Raw genomic sequence first — 21288 nt, 5'->3', positions numbered from 1 at the left:
AATGGCGGACAACCATATAAACCCGAGCGCGGGAAAACCCGTTGAGCCGTCAATGCTGGTCAATGTCCCGCGACTGGTGACGACCTATTTCACCGAAACAGCGGACCCGACTGTCCCGTCGCGGCGGGTCGCGTTCGGCACCTCCGGGCATCGTGGGTCCGCCTTTCAAAACTCTTTCAATCACTGGCATGTCCTGGCCATCAGCCAGGCGATTGGCGATTACCGCAAGTGGCGGGACATCGATGGTCCTCTGTTCCTGGGCATAGACACGCACGCGCTGGCGGCGCCCCAGGGTAAGCGGGTTCACCCGATTGTTCTGGGCGGCGCCCAAGCAGTAACCGGAGACGGCATCCAGGATAAACTCCGGCATGTTCTGGCTGATCCCGCGTTTCGCAAAAACATCGAAGATCCTGAGCGAAAGAGGCGGGATGCCGCAACGGTCCCGTTCGTGGAAATCACTTAAAGCGGCGATGAGTAATTTCCGAACCTACTTCGCGGGATCGTCACCGAATATTGTCGCATGGAACAAATGGCGTGCCGGAAAAGGGAAAACCGTCGCTCAAGGCGGCCTTTACCGGCAACGGCCCCGCACACCAGCGGACGTGACGCGCGAGAGACGGCGCAAGGACGGCGTTGGGCTCCCACTGAAAGACGCTCGAATCCCATGGCAGCGATGATCCAATCGGCGAATCACAAAAACGATGGCGAAAACACCGCGATCACCTGCCTCTTTCTGGATATCGGCGGCGTTCTGCTCACCGACGGATGGGATCGTCATGCTCGCGAACGGGCGGCGATAAACTTCAAACTGGAATTAGCTGAGATCGAGGAGCGCCATCACCTGGCTTGGGATACCTACCAGGAAGGCAAGCTCACCTTGGAGGACTATCTGGATTGGGTCGTCTTCCACCAAAAACGACCGTTCTCCAGGGCTCAGTTTCGACACTTCATGTTCGAGCAATCAAAGCCCCACCCAGAGATGATCGAACTGGTCACGCAACTCAAGCTCCGGCACAGCCTGAAGATTGCCGTGGTCAGTAACGAGGGACGCGAATTGAATGCCTATCGGATCGCCCAGTTCAAGCTCGATGAGCTCGTCGATTTGTTCATTTCCTCCTGCTTCGTCCATCTCCTCAAGCCGGACGCGGACATCTTTCGGCTTGCCCTGGATATCGCCCAAGTGCCGGCCCGGCAGATCGCCTACATCGAAAACACTCCGATGTTCGTCCAGGTCGCGGAAAGTCTGGGGATAAGAAGCGTTCTTCACACGGATTACGCATCCACGTCCGCGACGCTGGCTTCGTTTGGATTGCAGCGGGAAAGCTAGATCATGAAAACCGACACTCTGACATCGGAGCTTCTCCACAAGATCAATGCCTATTGGCGGGCGGCGAACTATCTGTCCGTCGGACAGATTTATCTCTACGACAACCCCCTTTTGCACGAGCCGCTGACACTGGCCCATGTCAAACCACTGGTGGTCGGACATTGGGGCACGACGCCGGGACAGAACTTCATCTATGTGCATTTGAACCGGGTCATCAAAAAATATGACCTGAATATGTTCTACATCGCCGGCCCCGGTCACGGCGGTCCGGCATTGGTCGGCAATACCTATCTTGAGGGCAGTTACAGCGAGATTTATCCGAACATCAGCCAGGATGAAGCCGGTCTGAAAAAGCTGTTCACCCAGTTTTCGTTTCCCGGAGGGATCTCCAGCCATGTCGCCCCGGCCACACCGGGATCGATTCACGAAGGTGGCGAACTGGGATACTCGCTCAGCCATGCTTTCGGCGCCGCGTTCGACAACCCGGATCTCGTCGTCGCCTGCATCGTCGGCGACGGCGAAGCGGAAACCGGCCCTTTGGCGACGGCATGGCACTCCAACAAGTTCCTCGACCCGATGACCGATGGAGCCGTGCTGCCGATCCTTCACCTCAACGGCTATAAGATCAACAATCCGACTGTTCTCGCCCGCATCGAGCACGAGGAATTGGAGAAGTTCATTCAAGGATGTGGCTGGACGCCTTTCTTCGTCGAAGGCGATGATCCGGAAAAGATGCATCAACTGATGGCCGGCACCTTGGAAAAGGTCATCGAGAGCATTCGGTCCATTCAAAGCAATGCACGCCTGAAGAAAGATACCTCGCGGCCGCGCTGGCCGATGATCGTGTTGAGATCCCCCAAAGGCTGGACGGGACCGAAAGTAGTCGATGGCCTGCAAATCGAGGGCACCTCCCGATCGCACCAGGTGCCGCTGCTGGTGGATTCAGCCCATCCCGATCATGTCAAGCTGCTTGAAGACTGGATGAAAAGCTATCACGCGGAAGAACTGTTCGATGAGGGCGGGCGGCTGATTCCCGAATTGGCCGAACTGGCGCCCGAGGGCAACCGGCGCATGGGCGCCAACCCCCACACCAACGGCGGAATTTTGCTGCGCGACCTGCGCATGCCCGACTTCCACCTCCATGCGGTCAACGTCCCCTCTCCCGGCGCGGTTGACGGCCAGGATACGCTCGTACTGGGAAAGTTTCTGCGTGACGTCGCCTTGATGAACCAGGATCAGCGCAATTTCCGCGTCTTCGGCCCCGATGAGACACTCTCCAATCTCCTGGGCGCCGTATTTGAAGTCACCAATCGCCAGTGGGACGCCAAAACGGCGGAGAACGATGAATTCCTGGCGCCCGCGGGGCGCGTCGTCGACTCGATGCTAAGCGAACACCAGTGCGAGGGGTGGCTGGAAGGATATCTGCTGACCGGGCGGCACGGACTGTTCAACAGCTACGAGGCCTTCATCCGCATCGTCGATTCGATGTTCAGCCAACATGCCAAGTGGCTGAAGGTCACCTCGGAATTGCCCTGGCGCCGGAAGATCGCGTCGCTGAACTATCTGCTCGCCTCCCACGTCTGGCAACAGGACCACAACGGTTTTACCCACCAGGACCCAGGGTTCCTCGACCACGTCATCAACAAAAAGGCGGATATCGTCCGCGTTTACCTTCCGCCCGACGCCAATTGCCTGCTGTCCGTCTTCGATCACTGCCTGCGTAGCCGGCATTATGTGAATGTGGTGGTGGCCGGCAAACACGCGCTGCCGCAATGGCTGACCATGGACGCCGCGGTTGTGCATTGCACCGAAGGTATCGGCATCTGGCAATGGGCAAGCAACGATCAGGGCGACGAACCGGACGTCGTCATGGCCTGTTGCGGAGACACGCCAACGCTGGAGATCTTGGCCGCCGTTTCCATCCTTCGCCAACATCTGCCCGATCTGAAAATCCGCGTGATCAATGTCGTCGATCTGATGCGGCTTCAGCCCAGCACGGAACATCCGCATGGCCTGAGCGACGACGATTACGATTCGCTCTTCACCAGGGACAAGCCAATCATCTTCGGCTTTCATGGCTACCCATGGCTCGTCCACCGGCTGACCTATCGCCGGGCCAACCGCAATCTGCATGTCCGGGGCTACAAGGAAGAAGGCACCATCACGACGGCCTTCGACATGCGAGTTCAGAACGACCTGGACCGGTTCCATCTGGTCGAGGACGTGGTGGATCGGCTCCCGAAGTTAGGCACGCGGGGCGCTTATCTGAAACAGATGATGCGGGATAAGCTCATCGAACATAAGCATTACATCGACAAACATGGCGAGGACCTGCCGGAGATTCGCAACTGGAAATGGGGCAATCCCGAATGACCACGCAAGCGCTCATCGAAACCGCACTTGCGCTGATCGCCGGAGACAAGGGACTGCTGGCGATGGACGAGAGCAATCCCACCTGTAACAAACGTTTTGCGCAGGCGGGGATTCCCCAAACGGAGGAGGCCAGGCGCGCTTATCGGGAAATGATCGTGACCGCGCCCGGCCTCGCCGACAGCATCAATGGTGCGATTCTCTACGACGAGACGATCCGACAATGCAAAAAAGACGGTACTCCCTTCGTCAAAGTCCTTACCGATGCAGGCATCATTCCGGGCATCAAAGTCGATGGCGGCGCCAAGGACCTGGCCGGGCACTCGGGAGAGAAGATAACCGAAGGTCTGGACGGCCTGCGTGACCGCCTTCGGGATTATCGGAAAATGGGTGCGCGTTTTGCCAAGTGGCGCGCGGTCATTGCCATCGGCGACGGCATGCCCAGCCGAGGCTGCGTCGAGGCGAACGCACAGGCATTGGCCCGCTATGCGGCGCTGTGCCAGGAAACCGGATTGGTTCCCATCGTCGAGCCGGAAGTGCTGATGGATGGCGCGCATACCATGGAACGCTGCCGCGCGGTAACCGAGGACGTCCTGCGAAGCGTGTTCAACGAACTTTTTGTGCAAAGCGTGGTGCTGGAAGGAATGATCCTGAAGCCCAACATGGTGCTTCCGGGATTGGCCTGCGCCAGGCAAGAGACTATCGACGAGATCGCCGACGCGACCGTTCGCTCCCTCCTGCGAGTCGTCCCCGCCGCTGTTCCGGGGATTGCATTTTTGTCTGGCGGACAATCCGCCGCACTGGCCTCCGCCCGGTTGAATGCGATGAATGTCAGAGGGAAATCCTCAACGGCATCGCCGCCTTGGGCTTTGGCTTTTTCGTTTGCCCGCGCCATACAGCAACCGGCCTTGGAGATCTGGCGCGGCGAGGAGGCCCATGTGTCGGCGGCGCAAGAATCACTCTGTCATCGCGCCATGTGCAACCGGGAGGCGCGCCGTGGCGAATACAGTGGCGCCACTGAACGAGGATGAGCCGGCCAATGCCCCCAGAAGGGGTGACTTTGGTAAAGCGGAGCGGAGAGAAGAGCATTGTTTCAGACACTTTTGACTTGCCTGGTTCCCGTCTGCTTCTGCGTCGCTCTCGGCGCTGTCGCCGGTTGGCTGAAAATTTTCGATACCGAACGGATCCGGCCGATCTCCACCTATGTCGTCGTCTTTGCCCTTCCGGCCCTGCTCTTCGTGGGCATCTTCAAATTCACGGTTCAGCAGCTGTCACAATGGCAAAATCTCGTGACCCTGCTGGTCGCGATGATGGCCACCTGGGCAATAGCCTACGTTTTCGGGCGCTTCGTCTGGCGATTTTCGTCGGGAGAAGCGGCGATCATGGCATTGACGTCAAGCTTCCCCAACATGGCCTATATCGGGGTGGCGGTGCTTACCGCACTGTTCTCGACGACCGGCTTGCTACCGGTCATCCTGGGAAATTTTGTTTCAAGCTTCGTGTTGATACCCGCGACGGTTCTGGTCCTGCATCTGACGGGCCCCGGTAAAAGTGACGCCCGTTCCGGCTCGGCAAAACCGGTTCCCAAAGCAAGCCTGGCGAGGGACATCCTGCACACCGCCGTTCAACCGCTTGTCTGGGCACCGCTTCTCGGCATCGCTCTGGTCCTGACGCATTTCTCACTGCCGGATCTCGCGAGCACGTCAATCGGCACGATTGGAGACACCGCCGGCGGCGTTGCCCTCTTCGCCGTCGGCGTCATGCTTTTCGGATTCTCTTTCCGCATCGACCGCGAGGTCGCCACGGTTTTCGTTCTCAAGAACTTCATACAACCCGCCATCGCCACCGCCGTGCTGTTCGCTTTCGGTCTTCACGGCGTCATGGCCGAGGGAATCGTCATTGTACTGGCCTGCCCGGCCGCCACAGCCTGCCCAATGCTCGCTTCGAGCTATCGGGTTGGCGAAAAATCCGCGGCCGCTTCGGTCGCGGTGAGCACCGTCTCGAGTCTCCTCACGCTATCGGGCTGGATCCTTTGCAGCAAAGCGGCCTTTGCGGGTTGAAGCCGGATTGACTTATACCAGATCTCGGTAATCGGAACCGATCACCGAGCCCTCAATCGCCGGGCGGGTTTCTCCGAAACCCTTGGCTCCGCGCCAACGATGGCGCGGGCCCTCATGGGCCAAACTCTTCGGTGGCGGCGGACGCCTCCGCGTCCGCCGTGGCTCAGGCGCCGCTCGGGCTCAAGCGTTTGTCCCGAAATGACGCAGTTATTTCTGAGCAAACGCTTAGCGGATGTCGGATCGCAGCAAGCCCGAGCATCCCGAGAATTGCCCGCCACCAGCAAAGCGATTGGAAAGCCCGTTATGGCCACGTTCCGTGAAGAATCCGACAGCATGGGATCAATCAAGGTCGAATCCGACAAGCTATGGGGCGCCGAAACTCAACGCTCTCTTGAATATTTCAGTATTGGGAAGGATTTGATTCCACGCGAATTGATACCCGCCTTTGCCATTCTGAAGAAAGCTGCCGCCAACGCCAATTACGCGGGCAAAAGAATGGATCAAAAGGTCCACGATTTAATCGTGGCGGTCGCCGATGAAATCCTGCAGGGGCGGCATGCCGGCATGTTTCCGCTCCACGTTTGGATGACGGGAAGCGGCACCCAATTCAACATGAACGTCAACGAGGTGATTTCGAACCGCGCCTGCCAGCTTGCCCACACGACGTTGGGAAGCAAGACCCCGGTTCATCCGAACGACGACGCCAATATGTCGCAATCGTCGAACGACACCTTTCCCACCGCAATGTGCATCGCCGCGGCAATGGGCGTGAAGCAGCGGCTGGCGCCCGCGGTGCTTTCCTTGCAGAAGGCCATCGCGGCAAAAGCGGAGGAATGGAATGACATCGTAAAGATCGGCCGGACTCACATGCAAGATGCGGTGCCGATCACGCTGGGACAGGAGTGGTCCGGCTATGCCGGAATGCTGGCGGACGATCTGGAGCGCCTCGACGATGCGCTGAAAGGCGTCTATCGGCTTGCCCTGGGTGGAACGGCCGTTGGCACCGGCCTGAACGCGGCGCCTGGCTTCGCGGAAGCCGCAACGGCCGAAATTTCCCGTCTCACGGGTTTGCCGTTCGTCAGTGCGCCGAACAAATTTGCGGTGCAGGGCGCGCATGACGCCATGGTGCAGCTATCGGGAACGTTCCGGACATTGGCGACGTCGGTCTACAAAATCGCCAATGACATTCGTCTGATGTCCTGCGGACCGCGTGCCGGTTTCGCGGAACTGCATATTCCCGAAAACGAGCCGGGGTCCTCGATCATGCCGGGGAAGATCAACCCGACCCAGGCCGAGGCCCTCGCCATGATCGCGGTTCAGGTGATGGGCAACGATGTCGCCGTCGGCTTCGGGGGCGCCAGCGGATATTTGGAAATGAATGTCTATAAGACGGTCATCATCCACAACGTATTGCATTCGCTGACAATATTGACCGACGGCTGCACGAACTTCCGGAAGTACCTGGTCGAGGGCACGAAGCCTAATCTCAAGAAGATGAAGGAATATGTGAACAACTCCTTGATGTTGGTCACCGCGCTCACGCCGGTGATCGGCTACGACAAGGCCGCAAAGATCGCGAATTACGCCGTCGAGCACGAGCTGACGCTGAAAGCGGCGGCCCTCGAACTCAAGCTCGTCGGCGAGGCGGAGTTCGATCGTGTGGTCGATCCGTCAAAGATGGTCCACCCATAGTGGCGCGATTCAATCTAAATACAACGCGCCTAATACCAAACTGCGCTGATCGGAACCGATCAGCGTCCCTCATGCGCCGGGCGGGATGCGGGCAGTCCGAGAGAGTGATTTTTTCAAGCCCTCGCTTTCCAAATGGGGGGGGCGCCATCCCATTTGGAGCTGAGTAGATTCCGATTCTCCCGCTCCCTGGCCGTTCTCGCTAGCGTTCTGATCGTGGCGGCATGCGCATTGACGAGCCAAGAAGGGCCGAAGCATCGGCCAAGGAATCGATCGGTCACAAGACACCGGTCCAGGACCGAATTGGGTCCGAACGACAAAGGGAGATTGAACAGATGAAACGCCCGACATTCGTTGGCATCGCCGCCGCTTGCCTTTGCCTTGGCCATGCCCCTCCGCTTCTTGCCGCTGAGGCGCCGGGAACCGGCGCGGCACCAGCCTCTGCGAGTGATACGGAGATATCCGGCCAGCCGTCGCCGAAGACATGTCTGAGCGATCTGCGCGCGTTCGACAGTCAACTGGAGAAGGACGGCTACTGGCCGGGAGGATCGGGCTATGGATTCGGCTATCCCAAGGGCTCGCTGCCCGGAACGGCGGACACCTCGACCGGCTATCTGAGCGCACGGCCCGGCTATGAGGTGCGAGCGCTCATTGCCTCTGCCAACATTCTCGCCCGAAATGGGCAACAGAAACTTTGCGAGGATGTGCTTGCCGCGGCCAGCGAAGATTACAAGCGCTACATTGCCGATATGCGTGGCAGGAAAGTTCCGCCGGCGGCCACATTGAACTGGCAAAACCCGTTGCTCGAAACCGCCGTGCCCGATCGCCTGTTCCGCTCCGACGAGTTGATCGATGTCGTCGTGCGCTCCCTGGGAAATGTGAATCTCGGCAGCATCGATGACATCGTGATGAATCCCAAGACGGGCAAAATCGCCTATTTGGTGGTTGCTCGCGGTGGGATTTTCGGGATCGACGAAAAATACGTCCCGGTTCCCTGGGGCGACTTCAAGGTAATGCCGAACGTGGATCTTCTGGTGCTCGATACCACCAAGGACGTCATGGACGCGGCGCCGCAGGTGAAACACGACCAATTCGGCGCTGCCGGCCATTTCGATCAAGAGAGCCAGAAGATTGATGACTATTGGAAGGCGCATCCCGCCAGCAATGGCAACAACTGAACCAATGCAAGCGAAAGCCCAAGGGTTTCGGAGAAACCGGCCCGGCGCTTGAGAGTTGCTGTGATCGGTTCCGATCACCGCGAATGGGTATGATTCGATGGGAGCAATTCGTAATTTTAGGGCACCGTCCTTTCCGGCCGACTCCATCACCAGAAAGAAAAATATCGCAATAATTGAATATATGCTCGAACACCAAAATCATAAGGAGCGCACGATGTTGAGAAATGCATCAGTGATCAATGGCTATGCTATCCAGGCTATTGACGGTCGGATTGGGACGATCAGCGACTTTCTTTTTGACGACGCCACCTGGTTGATCCGGTGGCTGGTCGTTGACACCGGCAGCTGGCTCTCCGGCCGCAGGGTCCTGTTACCCCCTTCCGTCTTGGGGCATATCGATCTGAAGAAAGAAGAATTTTCGGTTCGCCTGACCATGCAGGAGGTCACGGACAGCCCCAATATCGACACGGAACAGCCGGTGTCGCGGCAAATGGAAAGCCAGGTTTACAATCACTACGGCTGGAGCCCCTATTGGGGCACCGATTTCTACATTGGTGGCTATGGCGACATGAGCGGTGTCCTGACGGCATCGCCTTCCCTCGACGTCGAGCGCCAAGAGGCCGATGTCGCCGATGCTCTGCGCGCCGGCGGCGATCCGCATCTTCGCAGCATCGCGGCGGTCACCGGCTACCACATCCAGGCCAGCGACGGCGAAATTGGTCACATCGAGGACTTTCTCGTGCAGGAGGCCGATTGGAGCATCCATTACCTCGTCGTCGATACCCGGAACTGGTGGCTGGGAAAGAAGGTTCTGATCTCGCCACGGTCGGCACGGGGAATCGATTGGGCGAGCGAAATTGTGACGCTCAACGTCGATCGTCAGCGGGTCAAGGACAGCCCTGCCTATGAATCGGCCATGTCGGTCGATCGGACCTTCGAGAGGAACTTCCACAACTACTATACCGACGGCCGGCATGGCGATAGGACCTGAGGAGCGGCACGGAAGATATGGTCAACGGTGGATCAATGGATTAGCGGCCGCCAGGAGAGGTCATCGGACAAAACATAAATCGAAATCGCCGTCAAAAACAGGAATACGCCGCCCCAGAATAGCGGTGAATGATGAATGTGCCGCCAGTCGCGTCGGGCAAGATACTCACGCATTTTCAGGTCTCTTCGGTCTGAAGGCTCACGGCGCCACGATGGAGTTCGGCAGTGAATCGAATGGCTGGGCTGCGCCGGAGGTCTCGGCCTCGGAGATGTGGAGCTTCTCCGGGGGTTGACCGCTTGCCATGACGAAAAATGCGCCCAGCACGAAGAGCATGGCGAGCAGATACCCGACGTCCCGGGATTTATCCGCCACGACGATACCGAACGACGTTTCGCCCGGCGTCATATTTGGACCGGTTTGGCGTGGCAAAAGGGCTATCAGGCGAGCGGCGTTCGGTCCCGGCCCATCATCTGTCGACAGCCCTTCGGGGAGTTTCTCGATCAACGAAGCCAATCTCTGAATTGCCGTTTGTGGAGGCGATCGAGCCAATTGGGCAGCTTCCTGCCAAGGGTCTAGGTCCAGGCGTGCCAGTACGGAAATGACACTGAGCGGCATCTCATTGCGGTCCTCGCCAACCGAGGCGAAGAGAAAGTCGTTGAACTCTGATCCAAGGAAGGAGGTCGAAACGGAACCCATCATTTCAATCACCGATTCTGTCGCCTCTTACGACCGCAAAGTCGAAAATGAGGCATTTGGAAGAGAGAGCCGACGCCGCTCTTCCTTTTCTGTGACGAGGCGGAGCGATCTGCTCATTAAACCTATCCACACAAAAAACCGTTCATACAGAATGGTTGCCATGTGAAAAATAGATTAAAATAAACATAGTCTTTTTCGCGATGCGCCCGATAGCTTCGGAAAATACTCAAATATGATAAAAATAAAAAATTTTAATTAACTTCAAGAAACACTGGACTTATCGTCACTTCTACCAAGAAGCACTCTCCGGTTCCTGCGTAATTTCCGTCTCTGAGCCTTTGACGCGTCGTTCTTAAATTTATATCCGTGAAAAACGTTCTAAGCCGGGAGGATCCTTTTGCCCCCCAGCCGTTTGAAGCCCCCCACGGCGCGGCGGATGGTCAGCGCCAAAATGCAAAGCCGGCCCCACCAAGGTTACCCCGGTCCGCCATCGTTTGCGGTCGCCGGACGCGCCATCCACCAATTCGGTGGGGAAACGTAGGTGATTTCCGACTCTCCCAAGGCGCCGCCTCCGATCGGTATTCTGCGTGGCAAGAGGAACTCTCCGCCGCAGGCATCCAGGAGTTCGTGAATAGGAAACTGGTGCGCGTCGCATCGATCGACGCTTCGGCATAGCCACGCCGGACGGCCATTCCCATCATAGGAGACAGCAATGACCAAGGTTCTCGTTCTCTATTATTCGACCTACGGCCACGTCGAAACCCTCGCCCAAGCGGTGGCCGAAGGGGCTCGCCAGGCAGGCGCCAGTGTCGACATCAAGCGCGTCCCGGAGACGGTGCCGGTTGAGGCCGCCAAGGCGGCGCATTTCAAGCTCGATCAGCAAGCCCCCATCGCGCAGGTCGAAGATCTGGTCGCCTATGACGCGATCATCGTTGGAACGGGAACCCGTTTCGGCCGGATGGGCTCCCAGATGGCAGGTTTCCTCGATCGGGCCGGTGGCCTGTGGGCGCGTGGCGCCCTGCATGGCAAGGTAGGCGGAGCATTCACCTCGACGGGCACCCAGCATGGCGGCCAGGAGACGACGCTATTTTCCATCATCACCAACCTATTGCATTTCGGCATGGTGATCGTCGGCCTTGATTACGGCTTTACCGGACAGATGACACTGACCGAGGTAACGGGCGGCAGTCCCTATGGCGCCACCACCATTGCCGGCGGAGACGGCGCACGCCGCCCGTCGGAAAATGAACTTGCCGGAGCCCGCTACCAGGGTAGACGAATCGCCGAGACCGCGAACAAACTCACAACTTGAGAGAAATTTCTGTAAGAGGGGGCAAAGGCCGGGCTTCATAGCCTTGCCCTGCGCACGATCGAGAGATATGCCGGTTCCCGAGGAGGACGTGTATATTTACGAGAAGTCTGTTTGATCGTCTCTCCGTTTAACGGAACCATAAGATTCCTCGGAAAATCTCCCAAACCCTATCAGAAGCGATAGGTCAGCCCCATGCCGCCGCTGACCTGTTCCTTCGAACCTTCAGTCTTGACGATCGGACTGTCGGCGGCATCACCCAGCAGGCGGGCCACATCGACCATCGCGAAGAGAGAGACCGACGGGGTGATGCTGTAATTCGCCATCAGGCCGAACTTTACATCCTTCATGCCAGCCTCGGCCGTGTAAGGCGTGTAATGATAGAGCGAGTTTCTGGACTGCACCGATGTAATACCGAAGAGATTATTCATGTAGTTATCGTCGGCCCAGGTGGTCGATAGTTTGCCGCTTAGCCTGAAGCTCTGGCTTTGATAGATCTTGTAGCTGGCGTATGGGGTAAGCGTTGTGCCGTCGCGATCGTTGCCGAGATCGCGTGCGACCTCGAGACCGAAGCTCGCTGGACCGAACTGATAGCCCGTCTCCAGCTTGCCGACCGCACCACCGGATAAATTCCCCAGACCGCGCAAAGTGTCGCCGTGATGCTTATCGACGCCTTCCTGGCGTCCCAGCCAATAACCGAGAATGCCGGCGACGAAAAATCCCTTATCCGGCAAAGGCCTCATAACAACTTTCAGGCCCTCCGTGGTGCTGAGCGAGATCGCATTGCGCCAGGACGCTTCGAGCATAGGCATGGGACGGACAGTGTCGTGCTTGGAACCCTCATAATTCGGCGCGACCATAGCTCCGCCACCGATCGTATAGTTCCAGTCCGATCCCTGGGCGCCGGTGCGATAAGTGTCTTGTGCCAGGACCGGATGAGACAGTGAACCGACCAACGCGCAACAGGCGGCCAATCCAACCGCTGCCCTCGTCGCGCGCGATAAAGAGGAACGAGATTTTTCGAGAGATCGAACGGGACTTGCCTGGCGTGATCTCCGCCTGAAATATTCCGAGATCCATGTCCCGGTCCAAGATGGACGCGTCTTCAATACGGATTGTTTCGTCAAGGTTCATTCCCTTCGTCGAAATTGCGTCAGAGCGGGAGGCGGCCATTTTTTCTGGAGAAGCGGTGCTCGGTCGGATCAACTATGCCGCCTTTACTGGGCGGGCCGACCTTACAGAAGATTCTTATCAGTTTGATGTCATTATACTCACATTTGATTTCAAGCCGGATACAATGTGTCTCGCCGCCCGTAGAGAGAAACCTCGGTTCGGGCTTCTGCTCATCAGCGTCCTGATCTTTGGGATCGGCTTCGCATTCGCCGCGGTCACACCCAATGCCTGGCTATCCCGTCTCGACGGTTGGGCCGACGGCAGAACCTCCGAGGCACGGCGCCCCTCATTCAATCATTCGATTGCAGCACTTTATTAAAATAATATTTTATAAACCATCATAGTCACCACTCTTTATTTCCTAAAATCCAATCTATTCATATACATTGTGTTCTATTTTTTGGCACATATATCAATCTTAAGTTATATAATTTTTGTCCAAGACGTCGGCCGCCATCCAAGAACGCCCTGTTTTCCTTATGCTTTAAGAAGCCCCCATAAATATTGCGTAAAATTGTCTATATGTAAGGTCATGTTTTCACTATTGCGCACATCAATACCATATCCTTATAATATAAAGATCGAGGAATATAAGAACGATAAAAGAAAATATGAACAATAACCATCCAAGAGAGGGCTCTGCGTTCTTTCGATTAACTCTGCTGGAGCAAGGCTGCCATGAACACTACATTCAATATATCCTTGCACCCCGAAGGAAGCGCCGCAGTCGCGGACTCCGTTCTGTCTGACGCGATACTTCGTATCAAGTCGATTGGCCTAACTCTCTCTGCCTTGGAATGGTGGACGATCGAGGACTTTGCCGATCATGTCGCCGATGCGGTGGGCGCGCGCCCTTACCGCTGGTTCGACTACTGCATTCCCGCCGCGCTGCAATACGCGACCATCGACCGCCTGCGCAAGCCCTACCAGGCCAAGCTCGCCTATATCGACAGCGCGCCCGGTGACGATGGCGGCACGGCGATCATTTGCCTGGGCGGCACAGTCAACAGCGCCCGGCGCTTCGATTTCCTGGCCGCAGACCTGTCCGCCGCGCACCGGGTCATCTCCGTCGACTGGCCGGGACGCGGTCGTTCCGGCTGGCTCGCCCAGCAATCGCATTACACCCCCGCGCTCCTCTCGCTCGCCGTCGAATCGCTGATCGACGGACTGGGACTGCGACGGGTCACCATCGTCGGCTCCAGCCTGGGCGGGCTGATCGGCATGGACATCGCCGCCCGCCGCCCCTCGCTGGTCAACCGGGTGGTCCTGAACGACATCGGCCCGGAAATACCGGGGGGACATCGTCAGCGCCGCGCCGAGGCGGTCAGCCGCTATCACCTCTTTCAGACGCCATCCGACCTGTTCCGCCGGGCCGGGGCGGCCCAGAAACATGACGGCCCCTTAAGCGACGCCGTCCGTCTGCACAACATCATGGGACAGACCAAACGCTGCGATGCCGGCGGCGGACGGGAATACCGCCACGACCCGAGAACGACCCAGGCCTATGCCGAACAGGTGACGAAAGACATCAATCAGTGGAACGATTTCCATGCGCTGCAATGCCCGATTCTCCTGCTGCATGGCGAGGACTCGGAAGTGACGCCGCCTGAAATGGTCCGCCGCATGCAAATGGTCAAGAGCGATAGCCTGACCGTCGTTCATGTCCCTCTTACCGGGCACACACCGGCCCTGGCCGATCGCGACGCCACCAGCGTGATCGGATCCTGGCTGGCCGGCGTCACCCTGCCGGCGGAATCGACCCTGCCGGCACCTCCGACCCCCACGCGGCTTCTGTTCGTCGACGCCTCTCCCGAGGCCGAAGCCCAACCCCGGACGACCACGACGGCCGCCATTCTGGCCTAGCAGCAAACCTCCGTCTCGCGACAGGTCTGATAACCATGCGCAAAACCGAGATCATGGACGCGGGCGTCGACGCCTTCGGCTGGCGGCGGTCATGACGGCCCCGCCTGCCGACCCGGGGGCGATCATTCCCCCCGTCCCCGGCTTCCTCTTCGTCCGGCACGGCGAAAGCACCGACAATGCCCGGAAGATCCGGTCCGGCGGCGACGCCGATCCCATGCTGACCGAAACCGGGACGCGCCAAGCCCGTGAGGTCGCCCGGCGGTTGGAGCAGGGTCTTCGGCGGCGGATCGACGGCTTGGCGTTGATCGCCTCGCCACTCCGCCGCACGCGGGAGACGGCGCGGATCATCGCCGTCGAATTGGGACTGGATCCCGAAAGGACCGAAGTCTGGGAGGATTTCCGCGAACGACGACTGGGCGAATGGAACGGCCTGCCCGTCGATGAGGCGTCGCAGCGATTGATCCGATCAGGCGCCCCCCCGCCCGGCGGCGAAGCCGTCGAGGTCTTCCGCGCCCGCGTCATGAAGGCCGCCCGCGAGGCGTCATTGCTGGCCCGTGAGGATCGGCATCCCCTGGTCGTCTCCAGTCGGGGGGTCGGCTGGATCCTGGGCTGGCCGGACATGCCCAACGCCACCGTCTTCACCTGGCCGCCCCCGCCCTGACACCTCAACTCCTCAAGCGCCCCGCATGTCGTCGAGGAAGGAACGAATCAGCCCGCGCATCTCCTCGGATTCCCTCGACAGTTCGGAGGATGCCGCCATCACATCGCGCGAGCCGTTGCCGGCGATGTGGGCCGCCTCGTTGACTCCCTTGATGTTCTGACTGACGATTCCGGTCCCGTTGGCGGCTTCTTCGACGTTACGGGCGATTTCCTGGGTGGCGGCCCCCTGCTCCTCGACGGCCGAAGCGATATTGCCCGAGATCTGGTTGATGTCCTGGATGGTGGAGGTAATGGCGGTGATCGCCTGCACCGCCTCACTGGTGGCCTGCTGGACCGCGGAGATCTGCTGGCTGATGTCCTCGGTGGCCCGCGTCGTCTGGTTGGCCAGGCTCTTCACCTCGTTGGCCACCACGGCGAAGCCCTTGCCGGCATCACCGGCCCGGGCCGCCTCGATGGTGGCGTTGAGCGCGAGAAGATTGGTCTGGCTCGCGATGTCGTTGATCAGTTTCACCACTTCCCCGATGCGCCGCGCCGCCGTCTCCAGACCGCCGACGATCTCACCGGTGCGGTCGGCCTGTTCGACCGCTTTCTGACTGACCTGGGCCGCCTGGGCGACCTGACGGGTGATCTCCTGAATCGACGCGCTAAGTTCCTCGGCCGCCGAGGAAACGGTCTGCACGTTTTCCGAGGCCTGCGAGGCGGCCGACGTGGCTGACGCGGCCTGTTGGCTGGTCTGTTCGGCCGCCGTCGACATGGAGTGCGCCGTCGACTGCATGGCTTCGGCGGCCGACGCCACCTTGTCGATCACCGAACCGGCGCGGGAATCGAAACCGTGGGCGAGTTCGGCGATCCGCAGCACCCGTCGCTCCTTCTCGGCCTGCTCGGCCTCGCGCTGACGCGCCACCTCGTTGGCTTGGATGATGCCCTCCTTGAAGACCTGGACGGCACGGGCCATCAGACCGATTTCGTCCTTCTTCTCGGCATAGGGCACCACGATCGACGTATCCCCCTTCGACAGCCCGGCCATCACGCCGCCGATCTTGTCCAGCGGCACGGCGATACTACGGGCGATATAGAAGGACACGACCAGGCTGACGACCAGAAGCACCAGACTGACACCGCCGAACTCGTAGACCTTGTACCAGAAGGCCTCGTCCACGTCGTCGGCGTAGATACCCGCCCCGAAGGCGATTCGCCAGGCGTCCACGCCTGTGCCATAGGAAACCTTCTGGCGCATTTTCGTCATCTTGCCGGCATTGTCGTAGCCGTAGGAGTAAAAGCCGCCCCCCTTCTGAGCCACCTCGATCAGACGCTTCACATAGAAGACACCGTCGGGGCTCTTGGCCTCCAGGCGGGACTGACCGATCAGATCGGTCCTTGTCGAGACCATCCTCAGGATGCCGTCATAGTCATAGGCGTAAAAATAATTGTCGCCCTCGAACCGCATGGCGCCGACGGCCGCGAAGGTCTGCTTCATGGCCTCGTCCTGGGAAAGCTCGCCACGGTCCGCCCTGGCCTTGTAATATTCGGCGATGCTCTTGGCCGAGAGGACCAACTCGCGAACCTTTGCACGCCGCTCTTCCATCAAGTTTTCCCGGAAGTCGAGAAGCGTGTATACGACCGAGCCGATAAGCATGATCAGAAGAGCGACAACAAGTGCCGCGATTTTTCTGACGGTAGACGATTGTCTGACACGCATCTCTCCACCTCCTTGGACTGGGGGCTGGAACCGTGACGGCAAGATCGGGCTATCGCGCAGAATGTCCGGATCAGAACGCTTCCGCGGCCAATCTGTGTTTAAATGCCAATGATCAACCCCTCAAGACACAACCAGCCTTAATGCATATGACGACATTATATAACAAAGACCTTATGGATACCCGTCATATGACGAAAGTAAAATACAATCAGCATGCTCTGGTACGAAATATAAAAGAAATAAAGAAATAGCACATCAAAAAAACTGCATTTTTATTTATCAATTTTCCTGATCATTGCTTTTACCAGACGCGACTCCTGCCCTCTTCGAGGACACGTTTTTGAGCCCCCGAGAAAGATCGGAAAACTTCGACTCCGAAACGATCCGCCTAAATATTACAGAGTAAAATGGTGGGGGCGGCGATGAACAGGTTCAATTGCGCAACTTTCATTTCCGCATTTTTCCCGCCCTCGTCCTGCGTGGCGACGGAGGTCCTCAAATGCCCGAGACGCGGGAAACACGGCGACGCACACGATGTCGAAATTGTTGATTATCATTGATGGTATATGGGGCATGGGCGGGGAACTCCGGGAAGGACAGAGCCGGGACACTTAAGTGAAAACCCGTTCCGGATAGACCTCATCCGGCAATCGGTCTGCCGGGTGCTTGTCCCGATGTTCGACATATTCGACGCGCATGCCGTCCGGATGACGCACCAGCATGTTCCATCCGGTCGGCACCGGCTTCGGCGCTTCAAGCACCTCGGCACCGATCGCTGGCAGGTGGACGGCGAAGGCCTGGATGTCATCGACCAGGAATGTGGCCTGGGTTGCGATGAAGGGGGCGAGGCTCGCCTCGGTTCCGCCTATGAACAGGATCGAGGCGACCTGCGCCAGCTTGAGCTGGTGTTGGGGATAATCGAACCGCAGGCGGGCCTTCTGCCCGATCAACGTCTCATGAAAGGCCACGGTTTCATCGAAGCGGTCGAGCGGAAGGTAGCGCCGCACCAGGATGTTCAGAATCCTCATCGGGTGATGCTCGTCATGTTCGGTCGCAGAGCCGTGCGCGAGGCCTTCCTGGATGGACAGGCGCTCGATCTGGGCCCGCTTGTCGCGCAGCGAGGCGAGGCAAGCGGGCTCCTCTTGTCCCTCGTCGAGGGCCGAGAGGAGCCCGCGGAGTTCCCCGGGGGAGAAGCCCGATTCCGAGCCGTTCAAACGTCGCCGGCGGTCGGGGGATGCGCATCGAGTCATAATCATCCGCCTCGGGGTTCACAGGCATTCTCCTTGACTTGGTTCGACCGATGCGCGGAGTGCTGTCGGCAGGCTATGCCGTACGGGGGACCGGCTCTGGGTGATGGCCACGCCGACGATGCAGATGACGGCGCCCGCGACGAGCGTTGGCGTCAGGGGTTCGTGCAGGAAGACAACCCCGGCGGCGACCGCGAAGACGATCTGCAACAGGGCGAAGGGCGCCACACGCGTCATCGAGCACTGGGCAATCAGCCGGAACCACAGGCCCCAGCCGGCGACCGCGCCGAACAGGACGGTGTAGGCGAAGGCCGTCCAAGCCGTCATGTTGGCCGCATGAAGCGATGCGAGTTGACCGTGCTCGACCACGAGGGAGGTCGTCATGACCTGCGGAACGGTGAAGAGCGACATCCAGGCCATCAGTTTCAGCGGCTCGAACGGACCATACCGTTTCGTGAGCACGCTCCCGACCGCCCAGGCGAAGCCGGCGGCGATGACCAGCAAGGTCGGCGCGATCTTCACCGAGGCGCCCGGTTCCGCCGCGGTCAGCGCCACGCCCCCGAATGCCAGAGCAACGCCGAGGATGACGCGCGTCGAAGGCCGCTCACCGAGAAATGGCCAGGCGAGGAGAACCGCGAAGGGTGTTGAGAGCTGGTTGGCGACGGCCGACACGCCGGCTAGTCCCTGCCCGAGCCCGACGAAAAACAGCGCGAAGTTCAGGCCCCCGAAGAAGACCGAGATGGTGATCATCGGCCCGAGTTCGCGCCGGGTTGGACGACCGACGAACGGGAGCAGAATCGCCGCGACGGCGGCGAAGCGCAAACCCACGAAGAACAGTGGGGGAAACGTCGTCAGGCCGACTTTGATGACGACGAACTGGAAACCCCAGAACAAGGGCACGAGCAGCGCGCAGACGACTTGGAGCGGGGACATGGATGGTCCTTTCACGACCAATCGATCCATATATGGACGCGCATGAACGATGCTCCGGCCATGTGATTATCTACTTTGCGAAACGGTCGATGAGGGCTTGGACCACGGCTTGCGACATGGTGCGATCCGGACCTGTCTTGCCGACGACACGCATGCCTTCGAGCAGGCTGAGCAGCACGCGGGCGGCGGTCGCGGGTTCGACGCCATCGGCCAGTTCTCCCGCTGCCTGCGCACTCGCCAGCGCCTCCGTCAGCCGGGTCTCCATCCTCAGGAAGAACCGTCGGATGCGCTGTTCCACCTCGGTGTCGTGGGCGGCCAATTCCATGGCGGTCGCCACCACCAGGCATCCGCGCTTGCCGGCGGCGCCGCTCGTGCGATCGACATAACCCGTCAAACAGGTTCGCAGACCCGCCAAGGCATTTTTCCCTGGATCGAGTTCGATCTCGAGCCGCGCCAGGGCATCGTCGATATAGCGATCGAGGGCGCGCAGAAAGAGGCCATGCTTGTCGCCAAAGGCCGCATAGAGGCTCCCGCGCGAGAGATTCGTTGCCTCAAGCAGATCAGGAAGTGATGTGCCGTGATAACCGCACGACCAGAAGACATCCATGGCGCGCTCGACAGCGGCATCCGCATCGAACTCCCGGGGCCGGCCGCGTCGCATCTGCGGTAAGGTTTGTTGTGCCATGTCCGATATATGGACCAAACGGTCGTTAAATGCAAGTGAGGTGGTCCCATCTGTCTGGACAGATCGGCGGGTTCGCCGTTGGCATATTCGGTGCGGCTGTTCGGATTCGCAGCTCTTCAGAGAATCCGAACAGCCGCTTATTCCGGGACGGTGATGACGATTTTTCCGAACGGTCCCCGTTCGAGGTGAGCGAAGGCGGCCGGCGCGTCGTCGAAACCGTAGGCCTTGTCGATGACCGGCTTGATGCCGTGTGCGTCGATCGCGCGGATCATCTCCTCAAACGCGCGGCGATGTCCGACGGTGATGCCTTGAATGATCGCCCGCTTGAGCATCATCGGGACGGCGGAAAGCTTGATTTCCGTCCCCTTGAGAAAGCCGATTTGAGCGATCCTGCCGCCACTCGCGAGCGCTGCCGCCGACTGGCTGAGATTGTCGCCGCCAATCAGCTCCAACACATGATCGACGCCGCGCCCCCCGTCAGGTCCAGCGCCGCCGCCGACCAGTCAGGCGTCGCGCTGGTGTCGATCACGTCGAATGAGCCGAGAGCCTTGACCCGCTTCAGCTTCTCGGCGCCACGAGAGGTGACGATGACGCGCGCACCGAAAGCTCGGGCGATCTGGAGTCCGAACAGGGCGACGCCACCCGTGCCCTCAACCAGCACCGTATCGCCTTCCTTCAGCTTTCCTGTCTCGACAAGGGCGAACCAGGCCGTCAGTCCCGCGATCGGCAAAGTCGATGCTTCCTGATCCGTCAGCGACACAGGCGCCGCGACCGCGATGTCCTCGTGAAGAACCACATATTCGGCCAGCACGCCGGGCAGCGGTCCGCCGAGCGACAGACCATGCCGTGTCATTTCCTGAGGCGGTTCGCCGTCAATCCACCGGGTCCAGAAGTTTCCGAGAACCCGATCGCCAGCATTGAAACGGGAAACCCTATCGCCCGTCGCCACGATCTCCCCCGCCATGTCGGAAACCGGCGTGAAGGGCATCGGCGGTCTTTCCGGCAGCAATTCGCCTTCTACCACCAGCTTGTCGCGATAGTTCAGGGAAACAGCAGAAACCCGGATCAGCAGCTCGCGGCTGCCGGGTGTGGGAACCTGCACCTCGGCCAGTTCGAGGTTCTTCAAGCCGAACGACGACAACTGCCATCGCCTCATCGTCTCGCGCATGTTCGATCCTTTCTCTCTTTGGAAATTGGATCTTATTGACAACTATACGGAATGCGTTGCGATCTTATGGGTGAGAACTTCCTCCAATGTGTCGCAAATCCGATGAGCGTGAATCTCCATTCCCAACTGCTAGTGCATTGACTCAAACAGAAGATACAACGGGCAGGCGCTGAAGTTTTGCAAGGATGACGTCGGCCGGCTTTGTCCAAACGAATGGCTTTGAATTTTTGTTGTGCTCGT

At 59.2% G+C, this 21288-nt stretch carries 20 protein-coding genes; 12 read left to right on the top strand and 8 right to left on the bottom strand.

Annotated features, from left to right (window positions below; translation table 11 throughout):
- Position 1: 1 nt before the first annotated feature.
- The 8 genes from CWS72_RS28775 to CWS72_RS09905 all read left to right on the top strand — a co-directional run bounded on the left by CWS72_RS28775 (position 2) and on the right by CWS72_RS09905 (position 9615).
- Positions 2–463, top strand: coding sequence for a hypothetical protein (locus tag CWS72_RS28775; RefSeq protein WP_101250452.1), 462 nt, complete (start codon positions 2–4; stop codon positions 461–463).
- Positions 464–520: 57 nt separating this feature from the next.
- A complete protein-coding gene (locus tag CWS72_RS09935; protein ID WP_199175625.1) occupies positions 521–1327 on the top strand; it encodes an HAD family hydrolase in 807 nt (268 codons plus the stop codon).
- 3 nt (positions 1328–1330) lie between these two features.
- Complete coding sequence (locus tag CWS72_RS09930) at positions 1331–3700, top strand: phosphoketolase family protein (protein ID WP_101250450.1); 2370 nt, start codon at positions 1331–1333, stop codon at positions 3698–3700.
- Positions 3697–4728, top strand: coding sequence for a class I fructose-bisphosphate aldolase (locus tag CWS72_RS09925; RefSeq protein WP_101250449.1), 1032 nt, complete (start codon positions 3697–3699; stop codon positions 4726–4728). Before CWS72_RS09930 ends, CWS72_RS09925 begins: the two co-directional genes overlap by 4 nt.
- Positions 4729–4785: 57 nt before the next feature.
- Positions 4786–5757 (top strand): AEC family transporter, encoded by a 972-nt coding sequence (locus tag CWS72_RS09920; RefSeq protein ID WP_101250448.1) that lies wholly within the window; start codon positions 4786–4788, stop codon positions 5755–5757.
- A gap of 303 nt (positions 5758–6060) precedes the next feature.
- Positions 6061–7449 carry a class II fumarate hydratase gene (gene fumC / locus CWS72_RS09915; protein WP_101250447.1) on the top strand — a complete coding sequence of 463 codons (1389 nt, stop codon included), beginning with the start codon at positions 6061–6063 and terminating at the stop codon, positions 7447–7449.
- Positions 7450–7670: 221 nt separating this feature from the next.
- The gene (locus tag CWS72_RS09910; RefSeq protein WP_101250446.1) at positions 7671–8624 is read left to right on the top strand and encodes a PRC-barrel domain-containing protein; all 954 of its coding nucleotides are present in this window, start codon (positions 7671–7673) and stop codon (positions 8622–8624) included.
- Positions 8625–8838: 214 nt separating this feature from the next.
- Complete coding sequence (locus tag CWS72_RS09905) at positions 8839–9615, top strand: PRC-barrel domain-containing protein (protein ID WP_199175624.1); 777 nt, start codon at positions 8839–8841, stop codon at positions 9613–9615.
- Between the two features lie 198 nt (positions 9616–9813).
- Here the strand turns inward: CWS72_RS09905 and CWS72_RS09900 are convergent, their stop codons facing one another.
- The gene (locus CWS72_RS09900) at positions 9814–10314 is read right to left on the bottom strand and encodes a hypothetical protein (RefSeq protein ID WP_101250445.1); all 501 of its coding nucleotides are present in this window, start codon (positions 10312–10314) and stop codon (positions 9814–9816) included.
- Between the two features lie 709 nt (positions 10315–11023).
- Here CWS72_RS09900 and wrbA point away from each other — a divergent pair.
- Complete coding sequence (gene wrbA / locus CWS72_RS09890; protein WP_101250443.1) at positions 11024–11623, top strand: NAD(P)H:quinone oxidoreductase; 600 nt, start codon at positions 11024–11026, stop codon at positions 11621–11623.
- A gap of 170 nt (positions 11624–11793) precedes the next feature.
- On the opposite strand, the gene CWS72_RS09885 is transcribed toward wrbA, so the two are convergent.
- Positions 11794–12576, bottom strand: coding sequence for a MipA/OmpV family protein (locus CWS72_RS09885; protein ID WP_274540595.1), 783 nt, complete (start codon positions 12574–12576; stop codon positions 11794–11796).
- 122 nt (positions 12577–12698) lie between these two features.
- Between CWS72_RS09885 and CWS72_RS09880 the strand changes: the two genes are divergently transcribed.
- The 3 genes from CWS72_RS09880 (at position 12699) to CWS72_RS09870 (ending at position 15317) form a co-directional block, all read left to right on the top strand.
- Positions 12699–13112 carry a hypothetical protein gene (locus CWS72_RS09880; RefSeq protein WP_101250441.1) on the top strand — a complete coding sequence of 138 codons (414 nt, stop codon included), beginning with the start codon at positions 12699–12701 and terminating at the stop codon, positions 13110–13112.
- A gap of 473 nt (positions 13113–13585) precedes the next feature.
- Positions 13586–14656, top strand: a complete 1071-nt coding sequence (locus CWS72_RS09875) for an alpha/beta fold hydrolase (protein WP_206747699.1) — start codon at positions 13586–13588, stop codon at positions 14654–14656.
- 91 nt (positions 14657–14747) lie between these two features.
- Complete coding sequence (locus CWS72_RS09870) at positions 14748–15317, top strand: histidine phosphatase family protein (protein WP_101250439.1); 570 nt, start codon at positions 14748–14750, stop codon at positions 15315–15317.
- Between the two features lie 12 nt (positions 15318–15329).
- On the opposite strand, the gene CWS72_RS09865 is transcribed toward CWS72_RS09870, so the two are convergent.
- The 6 genes from CWS72_RS09865 to CWS72_RS09845 form a co-directional block, all read right to left on the bottom strand.
- Positions 15330–17015 (bottom strand): methyl-accepting chemotaxis protein, encoded by a 1686-nt coding sequence (locus CWS72_RS09865; RefSeq protein ID WP_101250438.1) that lies wholly within the window; start codon positions 17013–17015, stop codon positions 15330–15332.
- A gap of 611 nt (positions 17016–17626) precedes the next feature.
- Positions 17627–18265 (bottom strand): VOC family protein, encoded by a 639-nt coding sequence (locus CWS72_RS09860; protein ID WP_199175623.1) that lies wholly within the window; start codon positions 18263–18265, stop codon positions 17627–17629.
- Between the two features lie 18 nt (positions 18266–18283).
- The gene (locus CWS72_RS09855; protein ID WP_101250437.1) at positions 18284–19195 is read right to left on the bottom strand and encodes a DMT family transporter; all 912 of its coding nucleotides are present in this window, start codon (positions 19193–19195) and stop codon (positions 18284–18286) included.
- Positions 19196–19265: 70 nt separating this feature from the next.
- Entirely contained in the window at positions 19266–19880 is a 615-nt protein-coding gene (locus CWS72_RS09850; RefSeq protein WP_101250436.1) for a TetR/AcrR family transcriptional regulator, read from the bottom strand.
- A 137-nt stretch (positions 19881–20017) separates the two neighbouring features.
- Positions 20018–20335, bottom strand: a complete 318-nt coding sequence (locus CWS72_RS28715) for a zinc-binding dehydrogenase (protein ID WP_338056174.1) — start codon at positions 20333–20335, stop codon at positions 20018–20020.
- A complete protein-coding gene (locus CWS72_RS09845) occupies positions 20323–21048 on the bottom strand; it encodes a zinc-dependent alcohol dehydrogenase family protein (protein ID WP_338056173.1) in 726 nt (241 codons plus the stop codon). Before CWS72_RS09845 ends, CWS72_RS28715 begins: the two co-directional genes overlap by 13 nt.
- Positions 21049–21288: the final 240 nt, after the last annotated feature.

It is taken from the genome of Telmatospirillum siberiense, assembly GCF_002845745.1.
GTDB lineage: Bacteria > Pseudomonadota > Alphaproteobacteria > Rhodospirillales > Magnetospirillaceae > Telmatospirillum > Telmatospirillum siberiense.
This window is presented reverse-complemented; position numbering and strand designations above follow the sequence as displayed.

Coding starts and splice junctions, on each gene's coding strand:
- CWS72_RS09910 (WP_101250446.1), top strand. CDS start 7,671: ATGCGCATTGACGAGCCAAGAAGGGCCGAAGCATCGGCCAAGGAATCG.
- CWS72_RS09935 (WP_199175625.1), top strand. CDS start 521: ATGGAACAAATGGCGTGCCGGAAAAGGGAAAACCGTCGCTCAAGGCGG.
- CWS72_RS09880 (WP_101250441.1), top strand. CDS start 12,699: ATGTCCCGGTCCAAGATGGACGCGTCTTCAATACGGATTGTTTCGTCA.
- CWS72_RS09850 (WP_101250436.1), bottom strand. CDS start 19,880: ATGGCACAACAAACCTTACCGCAGATGCGACGCGGCCGGCCCCGGGAG.
- CWS72_RS09925 (WP_101250449.1), top strand. CDS start 3,697: ATGACCACGCAAGCGCTCATCGAAACCGCACTTGCGCTGATCGCCGGA.
- CWS72_RS09905 (WP_199175624.1), top strand. CDS start 8,839: ATGTTGAGAAATGCATCAGTGATCAATGGCTATGCTATCCAGGCTATT.
- CWS72_RS09900 (WP_101250445.1), bottom strand. CDS start 10,314: ATGATGGGTTCCGTTTCGACCTCCTTCCTTGGATCAGAGTTCAACGAC.
- CWS72_RS09870 (WP_101250439.1), top strand. CDS start 14,748: ATGACGGCCCCGCCTGCCGACCCGGGGGCGATCATTCCCCCCGTCCCC.
- CWS72_RS28775 (WP_101250452.1), top strand. CDS start 2: ATGGCGGACAACCATATAAACCCGAGCGCGGGAAAACCCGTTGAGCCG.
- CWS72_RS09855 (WP_101250437.1), bottom strand. CDS start 19,195: ATGTCCCCGCTCCAAGTCGTCTGCGCGCTGCTCGTGCCCTTGTTCTGG.
- fumC (WP_101250447.1), top strand. CDS start 6,061: ATGGCCACGTTCCGTGAAGAATCCGACAGCATGGGATCAATCAAGGTC.
- CWS72_RS09860 (WP_199175623.1), bottom strand. CDS start 18,265: ATGACTCGATGCGCATCCCCCGACCGCCGGCGACGTTTGAACGGCTCG.
- CWS72_RS09930 (WP_101250450.1), top strand. CDS start 1,331: ATGAAAACCGACACTCTGACATCGGAGCTTCTCCACAAGATCAATGCC.
- CWS72_RS09865 (WP_101250438.1), bottom strand. CDS start 17,015: ATGCGTGTCAGACAATCGTCTACCGTCAGAAAAATCGCGGCACTTGTT.
- CWS72_RS09845 (WP_338056173.1), bottom strand. CDS start 21,048: ATGCGCGAGACGATGAGGCGATGGCAGTTGTCGTCGTTCGGCTTGAAG.
- wrbA (WP_101250443.1), top strand. CDS start 11,024: ATGACCAAGGTTCTCGTTCTCTATTATTCGACCTACGGCCACGTCGAA.